Below are 11784 nucleotides of genomic sequence, written 5' to 3' on the forward strand. Positions count from 1 at the left end.
TACGGATTAAGCCAGTATAAGTTCAGGGCAGGCTCGTTCAACGAGGATGCCCGAGGGCGCTGGTATTTCAACGTCGTGGTGGATGCCGAGTTGGAGCGCCCAAGCGGTCAAGAAAGTATCGGCATTGATCTGGGACTTAAAGATACCGCCACCTGTTCGGATGGTTCAAAGCTTGAAGCTGGCCGGTTCTATCGAAATCTGGAACCTAAGCTGGCCGTTGCCCAGCGAGCTAGAAAGAAAAAACGTGTGAAGGCAATTCACGCCAAAATTGCCAACCGGCGCAAAGATGCCCTGCACAAGTTTAGCCACGAGCTGGTGAATCGCTGCGGTGAAATCTACGTGGGCAATGTAAAATCTTCCTCATTAACCAAAACCAAGATGGCCAAGTCAGTATTAGATGCTGGCTGGCACATGCTAAAAACGATGCTGGACTATAAATGCGCTCACGCAGGCATTGTTTTTAAAGAGGTTAACGAGTCGTACACCACCCAAACCTGTTCGAGCTGTGGTTCACGCCCAGATTCGAGGCCGAAGGGTATCGCTGGGCTTGGAATAAGAGAATGGACGTGCAGTGCGTGTGGTGTCACGCACGACCGCGATGTTAACGCAGCCAAGAATATTCTCGCGGCCGGACATGGCCGTCTAGCAGTAGGAATCCCCCACTAGAGTCAGCTTGTCTGATTTAGTGGAGGGAGGATGTCAAAAGGCGAATGGTGGTTCTCCATGATAGAGGTGCTAGTGGACTGTATCTGCTTGCTTTCTCAAACACGCTTCAATGCGATGTTGTACACTTGATTTCGTTCACGCTTTCCTACCGCTACAACTGACACAACTATTTCCTTATCGCGCACTTGGTACACCAGTCGATATCCTGCACTTCGGAGTTTGATCTTGTAGCAGTCTTTCATGCCATTCAGACGAGCAGACTCAACTCTGGGTTCTTTCAATCTATCAATAAGTTTTTTCTTAAACTGCAGGCGTATTGTTGCGTCTAATTTTCTCCACTCTTTCTCTGCGTCACGTTTAAAGACAAGTTTATAGGTCATCAATGCTGACCTCTATTTCTTCCTGACACTCACGATCTTGTACGATTTGAGCAAGTTCCATATCTTCTAATTTATCCATCAGAGCTTCGTATGCTTCTGCTGGAATACAGTAGAATACTGGTTGGTTACGATTTAGCACCGCAACCGGAAAGCCGTCGGCTTCGTCAACTACAGCCATAGGGTTCTTTTTTAATTCAGAAATACTGGTCGTGTTGTCTGCCAGTATTGGGCGAATGGTGTTCATGGATTGAGCCTCTTAGATGTCTTAAAACTAATTTTTATCTTAGGTCATTCGCTTTAATTTAGCTAGCAAGATGACCTGTTAAGAGTGCTATAATTAGGTTTCAGTGTGGGTCGTAGCAGTTTGAATCGATATAGATCATTCTGACTCACATCTTATGATGGCTTTTTCAGATTGGCGCGTGCCTCAAGAACCGCATCGCGATTGAAACAACCCTCTAAGTGATCGTTCACTAAGCCCATCGCCTGCATAAAAGCATAGCAGGTCGTTGGCCCGACAAATTTCCAGCCTCGTTTTTTTAGATCTTTGCTTAACTGTTGTGAAAGCTCTGTTTGAGCGATGGGACTGATGCTTGCGTAATCCGCCTGGGTAGGACGCTGTTCAGGGCTAGGCTCGTAATGCCAAAAATAAGCAGCTAATGATCCAAACTCTTTTTTTAGATCTATCGCTCGCTTGGCATTATTAATTGTCGCCTCAATTTTACCGCGATGGCGAATAATCCCCGCATCCTGCACCAGTCGGTCTACATCTTGCTCATTAAACTGGGCAATCAAATGAAAATCAAAGCCTGCAAACGCGGCTCGGAAATTCTCCCGCTTACGCAGAATAGTGATCCAGCTTAGCCCCGCCTGAAACCCTTCCAGGCAGATCTTTTCAAACAAGCGAATATCATCTGTAACCGGAAAACCCCATTCGGTATCGTGGTAGTTGCGGTACAGCTCATCGGTTTCACCGCACCACCAACAGCGATGGAGGTTATCTTTGCTTTTAAGTAATCCTTGCTCGGCCATTGAGTATTCCTTTTATTGCTATTTATATTGATGCGAGGTTGTTTTTATGATGATTGTTTTTTTATAAGTGACAATGCTGCTGCAGTGCCCACTCAACATGCTCTTTGACCATTTCGGAGTCATCCTGTTGACGGCTTTTCAGGGCGGTAAGAACGTCAGATGTTGACGGCGCGTTGCCAAGCGCTACGGCGATATTGCGTAGCCAACGTTCGTAACCGGCGCGGCGTATTGGGGTGCCTTCGGTTTTACTTAAAAAGGTGGCTTCATCCCACATGAACAGGTCGATCAAATCGACGTTATCTAAGCTGTGCCTTGGGGTGAAGTCGCTTTCTTGGGTCGGTTTCGTAAATCGATTCCAAGGGCATACGAGTTGGCAGTCGTCGCAGCCGAAGATACGATTGCCGATATCTGAGCGTAGCTCTGTCGGAATAGAGCCTTTTAGCTCAATGGTCAGGTAGGAGATGCAGCGGCGGCCATCGACAACTTTGTTATCCACAATGGCACCGGTTGGGCACGCCACTTGGCAGGCATTACAGGAGCCGCAGTGATCCTTTGGATAAGATGGATCGATCGGTAGTGCTAAATCGACCAGCACCTCACCTAAAAAAAAGAAAGAGCCTGCTTTGGGATGAATCGCCATCGCATTTTTGCCGATCCAGCCCAAGCCTGAGCGCATGGCTAAGGCGCGCTCTAAAACGGGAGCGCTATCAACAAAGGCCCGATAGCCATAGTGCCCGATCTCGGTTTCAATTTTTTTAGCCAATTGGGTTAGACGTTTACGGATCAGCTTGTGGTAGTCCCGCCCCAGAGCATAGCGGGATATATACGCTTTTTTACCTTGGCTTAAAAGGCGAGTCGTTTCCACATCGGCGGGCAGATAATCCATTCTTGCGGTAATGACGGTGCGGGTACCTTCAACTAACTCTTCGGGACGGCTTCGCATATTGCCGTGGCTTGCCATATAGTCCATCTCACCGTGATAACCTGCTTTAAGCCATTTTTGAAGATGAGCTTCATGCTCGCCTAAATCCGGTGCGGCAAAGCCTATTTTTTGAAAACCTAGCTCACGACCCCAGTGACGAATCTTCTCTGCTAAAGCGGTTTTATCACTTTGAGATAGCGTGTGTACGGTATCGATTTTTTGGGCATCGTCAGGCATGGTTATAGGCCAGTTAGTCATTATTGGCAGGAGTGCGCGGCAAGACAGAAGAGGATACTGGTAAAATATCCTACTTTCGGTGAGGTAAACATCTTTGGTGCTTACCTCTGTCAGGCTATAATTTTAAGGCGCACAAGCTTAACGTATCTCTACGGCAAAACAAGCCAATCACCCGACACTACAGGAAATATACCGATGATAGTTTGGCCATCCCATGAACGCCTGTATCGTGCTGAGCAAGTTCGAGAATTGGACCGCTTAACCATCGCTGCAGGAACAACGGGGTTTGACTTGATGCAGCAAGCGGGTCGAACCGCTTTTCGACATTTAACACGTCAATGGCCGGAATGCCGTTCGGTGACGGTGTTATGTGGTGGCGGTAATAATGGTGGTGATGGCTATGTGATTGCCGCATTAGCCCGGCGCCACGGTTTACGCGTGCAACTATTGGCGCTAACCGATCCTCTAACACTGAAAGAGGAGGCAGCAGAAGCGTATCAATGGGCCATTCAGCACAGCGTTAACGTGGAACTGTGGCAGCCGGATGCGGTGATCACAGGGCAGGTCGTGGTTGATGCGTTATTAGGTATCGGCCTGACGGGAAGGGTTAAAGCTCCTTTTGATCGTGCTATTGCTCAGATTAACAGCTGCTCAAAGCCGGTGTTCTCCATTGATATCCCCTCGGGTTTATGTGCAGACCGTGGCGTAGCTTTGGGCTGTGCTGTTCAAGCGGATCTTACGGTTACCTTTATTGGAAAAAAAATTGGCCTATGGACAGGGCAAGGGCCTGCATTAGCGGGTATCCGTCGTTTTGAACCGCTTCTTGTGCCGGAATCTGTACGCTCTCAGGTTAGTGAAACGGCAGAGATGATCTCGCCGGAAGATATTGCCCGTTTAATTAAGCCCCGTCGTCGTACAGCCCATAAAGGCGACTGTGGGCGTATCCTCTTAGTGGGTGGTGATATCGGTTTAGCTGGTGCGATGATGCTGTCATCTCAAACAGCCGCTCGATCTGGGGCGGGTTTAGTCAAGGTGATGACACGCCCTGAGCATGTTTCAGCCTTGATCGCTCGTCAGCCTGAAATGATGGTGACAGGATTAACATCGGTACATCAAATTGATCAATGGTTGGCTTGGTGTGATGTCGTCGTTGTGGGCCCAGGGTTAGGGCAAGAGGGTTGGGGACAGCAACTATGGCAGAAGGTGATGCTTGCGGGTTGCGCTAAAGTTATTGATGCGGACGCATTGAACTTAATGGCATCTAAGCCCTCATTTATGGAGCGTTTACCGACGTCGGCTAAAAACTGGGTGCTAACACCCCATCCCGGTGAAGCGGCTCGCTTACTGGGTACGAGTATCGAGGATGTTGAGCAAGACCGGCCCAATGCCGTAAGGCTTATCCAGCAGAAATTTGGGGGTACTGTGCTATTAAAAGGCGCAGGCACCTTGATCTATGATGGTCAATTACTTTCAGTGAATAGCAGTGGTAATCCCGGTATGGCAAGCGGTGGTATGGGGGATGTTCTGGCTGGTCTTGTGGGCGCGCTGAGAGCCCAAGGGCTTTCCGGCTACGATGCTGCTTGCCTTGGTACTCAGGTTCATGGCTTGGCTGCAGACCAACTGGCGAAGAAGTTTGGTGAACGAGGTTTGTTAGCCGCTGATCTTATTCGGCCTATTCGAGTATTACTTAATCCGGAGTGTGCAAAAAATGACATCTGATTTTTTTCAAGTGCGTCTAGCGGATGAGGCGGCTCAGGTCGCTTTTGGTGAACAGCTTGGAAAAGCCTGTGATGCTACGGGGGTGATCTTTTTGCAAGGCACTTTGGGAATGGGGAAAACCACGTTAACCCGTGGTATTTTAGCGGCTTATGGCCACCAAGGAGCGGTAAAAAGCCCAACCTATACCCTTGTGGAGCCTTATACCCTAGATTGCGGCCAAGTCTATCACTTTGATCTTTACCGATTGGCTGACCCTGAAGAGCTCGAATATATGGGAATACGGGATTACTTTGATGAGACGGCGCTATGCGTGATCGAGTGGCCGGATAAGGGCATGGGGGTGCTACCTACGCCAGATATTGAGCTAACATTAACCAAGGATGGTTATGGCAGAGCCGCATGTGTTGAGGCCTTTACCGTAAAAGGGGCTGCAATTTTAGCGAAGCTCCGTACAATACATTCATCAGTAACCTCCTTATGAAGAACCGTTTGATGACCTTTAATCACGTAATTGATGACTATGACTGCTTTGAATAAACGTCTGCTAGGCTTCGTCAGCTTATACCGCTGGTCACATCTGCACGGGATCACTTTCTCCCGAAGTTACGGTGCCATAGCGCTTTTGTTGGGATTGCTGTTGATAGGGCAATCGGCAGCGGCTGCAACGGTGAAAAATGTGCGTATTTGGCCTGCCCCAGATCATACCCGTATTGTGTTTGATCTTGATAAGCCTGTGGCCCATAAGGTGTTCAGCTTAAGCGGCCCTGATCGGCTGGTGATTGATCTCGACAATGCCGCCATAAAAACAGAGGTTGAATCGCTGTCGTTAAAAGGCACACCTATTGGGAAAATACGTACGGCGGTTAAAAAAGGGTCAGATATTCGTGTTGTTTTAGACTTGACCAATAAAGTGCAGCCGCGCAGCTTTTTATTAAAACCTAACAAACAATACGGCGACCGCTTAGTGGTTGATTTGGTTTATAAAGAAAAAATAGCCAAGCCTAAGGTTCCAAGCCAACCTAAAGTGAACCCTGCTGGTGTGCGAGATATTGTGATTGCTATTGACGCAGGGCATGGTGGTGAAGATCCTGGCGCCATAGGCCCTGGGCGTGTGCGAGAGAAAACCGTTGTGCTCGCCATCGCTAAAAAAGTGGAGTCTCTACTGAAAAAAGAGCGCGGCTTTACCCCTGCGATGATACGGACAGGCGATTATTATGTCGGGCTTCGGGCTCGAACCGAGCGCGCCCGTAAATACCGTTCAGATCTTTTGATCTCGATTCATGCAGATGCTTTTAAAGATCACCGTCCCCGTGGCTCTTCGGTTTTTGCGTTATCTCAGCGAGGGGCGACCAGTGAAACCGCTCGTTGGCTTGCGAACTCTGAAAATAGCGCTGATTTAATCGGTGGTGTTGATGGGGCATTAACCTTAGATGATAAAGACCGTGTTTTGGCTGAGGTGCTGCTGGATTTAACCATGACCGCCACCCTGTCAGACAGTTTGAAAGTAGGTCAAACCGTACTGAAGTCGATAGGTGGTGTGAACCGGCTCCATAAACGAGACGTTGAGCAGGCCGCTTTTATGGTCTTGAAGTCACCTGATATACCCTCCATTTTGATTGAAACAGGATTTATCTCAAATCCAAGCGAAGCTAAAAACTTACAGAGTTCTAGCTATCAATGGAAAATGGCACGTTCGATCGTTAAAGGTATTAAAGATCATTTTAACGTTAATCCGCTGCCCGGTACGTTGCTCGCGGCTGAAAAACAGCGCCGTACGGCCAATCAGCATGTTGTGGCTAGAGGTGATACGCTTTCCGCTATCGCTGAAAGAAATCGTATTTCTGTTGGCCAATTGCGTAAGGCCAATAAGTTACGTTCGGATACTTTATATGTCGGCCAACGGTTGCAGATTCCGCGCTCTTAGAATTGTGACTCTAGCTTTATTATGATTAAGCTTTAAAGCCCATGATTTGCCATTCAATATTGACTACATCATCAAGCCTAAGCGACTTAAACAATCGCTTGGGCTATTTTTTTAGTACAACTTTTTTAGTACAACGTCGTCGTCTTTTCTAATGATGCCAAGTGAAACCATAACTGAGTCCCTATGAGCAGAATTCAAGTTTTAAGCCCTCGTCTTGCTAACCAGATTGCCGCCGGTGAAGTTGTCGAACGCCCCTCGTCGGTGATTAAAGAGCTTGTGGAAAATGCGATTGATGCTGGCGCAACTCGAATTGACGTTGAGGTTGAAAAGGGTGGCACCAAACTGATTCGAATCCGTGATAATGGCTCCGGTATTGAACCTGATGATTTACCGCTAGCATTAAGTCGTCATGCGACCAGCAAGATTCTGACGCTGGATGATCTGGAAGGCGTACATAGTTTAGGGTTCCGTGGAGAGGCTTTGGCTTCAATCAGCTCGGTGTCTCGGCTTGATTTAGTCTCAAGCACGTTGGAAACCGGTGAAGGCTGGCGGGTGATTGCTGAAGGGCGTGATATGGCGACGCAAGTAACGCCTGCTCCTCACCTCCGTGGTACTAGCGTACAGGTTAAAGATCTGTTTTTTAATACACCTGCCCGCCGTAAGTTTATGCGCACGGAAAAAACAGAATTTAGCCATATCGAGGAAACGTTTCGCCGCTTGGCGTTAAGTCGCCCTGATATCGCCTTAAGTCTGCGTCATAATCAAAAACCGGTGCATAGTTTATCGGCAGGCACGCGTCAGGCCGAGCAGGAAAAACGTTTGGCCTCATTGCTGGGTAAAAATCTGATGGATCAGTCTCTGTATATTGATGTTGAGGTCACAGGTTTAAGGCTTTGGGGATGGGTCGGCCTGCCAACGCATTCAAGAAGCCAAGCCGACCAGCAGTACTTCTTTGTGAATCGACGAGTGGTCAAAGATCGATTAGTGGTTCACGCCATCCGTCAAGCCTATCGGGATGTGTTATTTCACGGACGACATCCGGTCTTTGTCTTATATTTAGAGCTTGATCCTGCGGTTGTTGATGTCAATGTCCACCCAACGAAGCATGAGGTTCGTTTCCGTGATGGTCGCCTCGTACATGATTTTCTATTTAGTACTTTGCATCGTGCATTGGCTGAGGTTCGACCTGATGCCGAAGGCGCTACCGCCCCGACGAATATGGCTTATGCCGGAATGGGCAGCGGTACGGCTGATTCTGGTGTCGGCGGCGGTAATGTTGGCGATGTTGGTGACGGAGATATTGGCGCAACTCAGGCAATAGAGCAGCCGATGCGAGACCAAACTGCTATCGCTTTTAATGACTATAGTTCTAAGGATGATCGTAGCTCTAAGAATCAAGGTGTTTCTGATTATATGAGCAGCTATCAACAGCTTTCGGATCAAGCGCGGGCAATGCCAATGTCTGATCCTTCTGCGGCACCGCCCTTAGGCTTTGCGGTTGCCCAGTTGCATGGGGTTTATATCCTATCGGAAGCGCAGGATGGTTTAATCGTCGTTGATATGCATGCCGCCCATGAGCGGATCACCTATGAACGCTTAAAAGTCTCCTATCAAGAAAATGCCCTGAAATCTCAGCCGATGTTGGTGCCGCTGTCTATGGCGGTGAGCGAGAAAGAAACGGATTGCGCAGAACAACATCAAGCGCTGTTTCAGCAGTTAGGCGTTGAGCTGCAAGTGATGGGGCCGGAGTCGTTAGTGGTACGCCAGTTGCCGGTTATGTTAATGGAATCTGATGTTGAACCACTGATTCGCGATATGCTGTCGGACTTGCTGGAGTACGGCTCCAGTGATCGTATTCAAGCGCACATTAATGAGATTTTTGCCACGATGGCCTGTCATGGCTCAGTACGAGCGAACCGTAGACTCACGCTACCTGAGATGAATGCATTATTACGGGATATGGAGCGCACTGAGCGCAGCGGTCAATGTAATCATGGTCGCCCAACGTGGACAAAACTTAGCATGAATGAGCTCGATAAACTTTTTCTTCGTGGCCAATAGAGAGACAACCCTGCGGCGCTTTTGCTTTGTAAGCTTAAGCGATAGCGTTTTTAAGAGATAAATTTATTTTATGACTCACGTAACTGACTTGTCGATACCGGCGGCTAATGAGGCCGATAAACCTTTAGCTATTTTTTTAATGGGGCCGACTGCTGCGGGTAAAACCGATCTTGCGGTACATCTTAGCCAAGAGCATCACTGCGATATCATCAGTGTTGATTCTGCGCTGATCTATCGGGGGATGAATATTGGAACGGCTAAACCTGATGCTGAAACCTTAGCCCGAGCCCCTCATCGGTTAATGGATATTCGTGATCCTAGTGAAACCTACTCCGCGGCAGAGTTCCGTGTCGATGCTCTACGTGAAATGACAGCGATACATCAACAGGGAAAGATTCCTCTGCTTACCGGTGGAACTATGATGTATTACAAGCGTCTATACGACGGTGTGGCGGATCTGCCTTCTGCTGATGCCTCCGTTAGAGCAGCGCTGGATGCTTGGGCGGAAAAAGATGGCTTGCAGGCGCTACATGATCGACTTACTGAGGTTGACCCTATCTCAGCCCAGCGTATTCACCCTAATGACCCCCAGCGATTGCAGCGGGCATTAGAGGTCTATGAACTGACAGGGAAAAGTTTAACGGAACACTGGCAGGCGCAAAAACAAAACCGCGATAGTTTTCCTTTTCGAGTGCTGTCGTTGGCGGTGAACCCAACGGATCGCAGATTACTGCATCAACGTATCGAACAGCGTTTTCATTTAATGCTAGAGCAGAATTTCATTGCAGAGGTTGAAGCGCTAAGAGCGCGGGGAGACCTTAATTTGAATTTGCCCTCAATACGCTCAGTCGGCTATCGACAAGTTTGGGAGCATCTTGATGGCTTGTATGACTACAAAACAATGGTGCATAAAGGGGTTGTAGCAACGCGCCAACTGGCTAAGCGTCAAGTGACGTGGTTACGCAGCTGGCCCGAGCTGCATTGGTTGCCAACGGAAGCCCCGAATTTGCGGGATCTGGCCTTGAAAAAATTAGAGTCAAGCCTTATTTAAACTGGTATGATAAAAATTACCGCAGAAACAATTGGCGGTGGCTAGAGGTTGTTTTTAACCTACTGCATTAAGCACAATATAAATAAAATTAAATCTAATAATCAATAATGAAAAATTAGGGAGAGCGGTATGTCAAAGGGGCAGTCTCTACAAGACCCTTACCTGAACATCCTTCGTAAAGAACGTGTGCCGGTATCTATCTTTTTGGTCAATGGTATTAAGCTGCAAGGTCAGATTGAGTCTTTTGATCAGTTTGTTATTTTGCTTCGCAACACCGTCAGCCAAATGGTTTATAAACACGCCATTTCAACAGTTGTACCTTCTCGCAATGTTCGTCTACCGGCTCAAGAAAAAGTGCCAGGCGAAGCGGGAACTGAATAATCTTCGGAGTAATGCTTGTTTTTTGAACGTCCTGATTCTGGTGAAGTAGCTGTTCTTGTCCATATTCATTTGCCGGATGAGAAAGACCGGGAAGACCCGGGTGAGTTTCTGGAGCTGGTGCGTTCAGCAGGTGCTGACCCGGTTGCCTTGATCGAAGGCAGCCGGACCCAACCCAGCCCCAGATACTTTGTCGGCGACGGAAAGCTCGAAGAGATCCGTCATGCTGTCGAAGAACATGAAGCTGAAGTTGTTCTCTTCAATCACGCCTTATCCCCTTCTCAGCAACGTAACGTCGAACAGGCACTTGAGTGCCGTGTGTTGGATCGTACGGGGTTGATTCTGGATATTTTTGCCCAGCGTGCCCGAACCCATGAAGGCAAATTGCAGGTTGAGCTCGCTCAGCTTGAGTATATGTCAACGCGCCTCGTTCGTGGCTGGACTCACCTTGAGCGTCAAAAAGGTGGTATTGGTCTGCGAGGGCCGGGTGAAACTCAGCTTGAAACGGATCGCCGTTTATTACGAGAACGTATCCGTAATATCAATAAGCGCCTAGGTAAGGTACGTCGGCAGCGGGATCAAAACCGCCGCTCTCGCCGTCGGGCAGAGATTCCTTCTATTTCTCTGGTCGGTTATACCAATGCCGGTAAATCAACGCTATTTAACTCGTTGACCGATGCCGAGGTGTACGCCGCTGACCAATTGTTTGCAACGCTAGATCCTACGCTACGTCGTATTGTGATGCCTGATGCAGGTCCTGTTGTCTTAGCGGATACGGTAGGCTTTATTCGTCACTTACCGCATAAGCTTGTGGAAGCTTTCCGTGCAACCTTGCAGGAAGCTCAGGAAGCAACGCTATTAGTGCATGTTATTGATGCGGCTGATGATGAGCGGGATGGCAATATTCGCGAAGTGAACAAGGTTCTGGAAGAGATCAAAGCAGACGATATTCCACGATTGCTTGTTTACAATAAAATTGATCGTATGCCGGGTTATGAACCTCGTATTGAACGAAATGATCAAGGTGAGCCGGAACGTGTTTGGATTTCTGCGGTCAATGGGCAGGGATTGGATCTTGTTTTACAAGCGATCGGTGAGCGTCTTTGTGATGATATCTACAAGGGTGAGCTTATCTTAACCCCTGCAGAAGGTCGCCTAAGGGCGATGCTGTATCAGCAAGGGGCCATTGTTGACGAAACGATTGATGAGCAAGGCCAGTTTGTTGTGCAAGTTCGTTTGCCAGAATCTGACTTTATTCAGATATTGTCTCGTGTAGGTGTTGATCCGAAACGTTATTTCCCAAATTATGGCGTGGAAGACTTCATGTTAGATTCAAACTTAGAGACCTCTTCAGATTAAGAGGTGATATAGAACTCTAAGTTTTCAGTAAGCCATTTTTTGTATCTTAGGTGTA

The 11784-nt window shown here is 48.1% G+C and carries 12 protein-coding genes; 8 read left to right on the forward strand and 4 right to left on the reverse strand.

The window, feature by feature from the left end; all coding sequences use genetic code 11:
* Positions 1-666: RNA-guided endonuclease InsQ/TnpB family protein (locus tag G517_RS0102930; protein ID WP_028303158.1), on the forward strand; the 666-nt coding region annotated here is incomplete at its 5' end.
* Between the two features lie 95 nt (positions 667-761).
* On the opposite strand, the gene G517_RS0102935 is transcribed toward G517_RS0102930, so the two are convergent.
* From G517_RS0102935 to queG, 4 genes are all read right to left on the reverse strand, one after another.
* A complete protein-coding gene (locus G517_RS0102935; RefSeq protein WP_028303159.1) occupies positions 762-1046 on the reverse strand; it encodes a type II toxin-antitoxin system RelE family toxin in 285 nt (94 codons plus the stop codon).
* Positions 1036-1290, reverse strand: a complete 255-nt coding sequence (locus G517_RS0102940) for a type II toxin-antitoxin system Phd/YefM family antitoxin (protein ID WP_028303160.1) — start codon at positions 1288-1290, stop codon at positions 1036-1038. Before G517_RS0102940 ends, G517_RS0102935 begins: the two co-directional genes overlap by 11 nt.
* A gap of 152 nt (positions 1291-1442) precedes the next feature.
* Complete coding sequence (locus G517_RS0102945; RefSeq protein WP_028303161.1) at positions 1443-2078, reverse strand: DNA-3-methyladenine glycosylase I; 636 nt, start codon at positions 2076-2078, stop codon at positions 1443-1445.
* Between the two features lie 61 nt (positions 2079-2139).
* Positions 2140-3237, reverse strand: a complete 1098-nt coding sequence (gene queG / locus G517_RS0102950) for a tRNA epoxyqueuosine(34) reductase QueG (RefSeq protein WP_051205952.1) — start codon at positions 3235-3237, stop codon at positions 2140-2142.
* Positions 3238-3432: 195 nt separating this feature from the next.
* Here queG and G517_RS0102960 point away from each other — a divergent pair, with 195 nt between their 5' ends.
* From G517_RS0102960 to hflX, 7 genes are all read left to right on the forward strand, one after another.
* On the forward strand, positions 3433-4956 hold the full coding sequence (locus G517_RS0102960) for a bifunctional ADP-dependent NAD(P)H-hydrate dehydratase/NAD(P)H-hydrate epimerase (protein WP_036590232.1): 1524 nt from the start codon (positions 3433-3435) through the stop codon (positions 4954-4956).
* Positions 4946-5437 carry a tRNA (adenosine(37)-N6)-threonylcarbamoyltransferase complex ATPase subunit type 1 TsaE gene (gene tsaE, locus G517_RS0102965; RefSeq protein WP_028303164.1) on the forward strand — a complete coding sequence of 164 codons (492 nt, stop codon included), beginning with the start codon at positions 4946-4948 and terminating at the stop codon, positions 5435-5437. Before G517_RS0102960 ends, tsaE begins: the two co-directional genes overlap by 11 nt.
* Before the next feature lie 39 nt (positions 5438-5476).
* Positions 5477-6880, forward strand: coding sequence for an N-acetylmuramoyl-L-alanine amidase (locus G517_RS0102970; protein ID WP_211224226.1), 1404 nt, complete (start codon positions 5477-5479; stop codon positions 6878-6880).
* Positions 6881-7063: 183 nt separating this feature from the next.
* Positions 7064-8941, forward strand: a complete 1878-nt coding sequence (gene mutL, locus G517_RS0102975; protein ID WP_028303166.1) for a DNA mismatch repair endonuclease MutL — start codon at positions 7064-7066, stop codon at positions 8939-8941.
* Positions 8942-9011: 70 nt separating this feature from the next.
* Positions 9012-9992, forward strand: coding sequence for a tRNA (adenosine(37)-N6)-dimethylallyltransferase MiaA (gene miaA / locus G517_RS0102980; RefSeq protein ID WP_051205954.1), 981 nt, complete (start codon positions 9012-9014; stop codon positions 9990-9992).
* Positions 9993-10121: 129 nt separating this feature from the next.
* Positions 10122-10373, forward strand: coding sequence for an RNA chaperone Hfq (hfq, locus tag G517_RS0102985; protein ID WP_028303168.1), 252 nt, complete (start codon positions 10122-10124; stop codon positions 10371-10373).
* A 15-nt stretch (positions 10374-10388) separates the two neighbouring features.
* Positions 10389-11729, forward strand: a complete 1341-nt coding sequence (gene hflX / locus G517_RS17545) for a ribosome rescue GTPase HflX (protein WP_051205956.1) — start codon at positions 10389-10391, stop codon at positions 11727-11729.
* Positions 11730-11784 lie beyond the last annotated feature (55 nt).

The sequence above is a fragment of the Oceanospirillum maris DSM 6286 genome, assembly GCF_000422865.1.
GTDB classification, from domain to species: Bacteria; Pseudomonadota; Gammaproteobacteria; order Pseudomonadales; family Halomonadaceae; genus Oceanospirillum; species Oceanospirillum maris.

Excerpts from the sequence above, each read along its gene's own strand:
- G517_RS0102935 (WP_028303159.1), bottom strand. The coding sequence starts at position 1,046 with ATGACCTATAAACTTGTCTTTAAACGTGACGCAGAGAAAGAGTGGAGA.
- G517_RS0102940 (WP_028303160.1), bottom strand. The coding sequence starts at position 1,290 with ATGAACACCATTCGCCCAATACTGGCAGACAACACGACCAGTATTTCT.
- G517_RS0102945 (WP_028303161.1), bottom strand. The coding sequence starts at position 2,078 with ATGGCCGAGCAAGGATTACTTAAAAGCAAAGATAACCTCCATCGCTGT.
- queG (WP_051205952.1), bottom strand. The coding sequence starts at position 3,237 with ATGCCTGACGATGCCCAAAAAATCGATACCGTACACACGCTATCTCAA.
- G517_RS0102960 (WP_036590232.1), top strand. The coding sequence starts at position 3,433 with ATGATAGTTTGGCCATCCCATGAACGCCTGTATCGTGCTGAGCAAGTT.
- tsaE (WP_028303164.1), top strand. The coding sequence starts at position 4,946 with ATGACATCTGATTTTTTTCAAGTGCGTCTAGCGGATGAGGCGGCTCAG.
- G517_RS0102970 (WP_211224226.1), top strand. The coding sequence starts at position 5,477 with ATGACTGCTTTGAATAAACGTCTGCTAGGCTTCGTCAGCTTATACCGC.
- mutL (WP_028303166.1), top strand. The coding sequence starts at position 7,064 with ATGAGCAGAATTCAAGTTTTAAGCCCTCGTCTTGCTAACCAGATTGCC.
- miaA (WP_051205954.1), top strand. The coding sequence starts at position 9,012 with ATGACTCACGTAACTGACTTGTCGATACCGGCGGCTAATGAGGCCGAT.
- hfq (WP_028303168.1), top strand. The coding sequence starts at position 10,122 with ATGTCAAAGGGGCAGTCTCTACAAGACCCTTACCTGAACATCCTTCGT.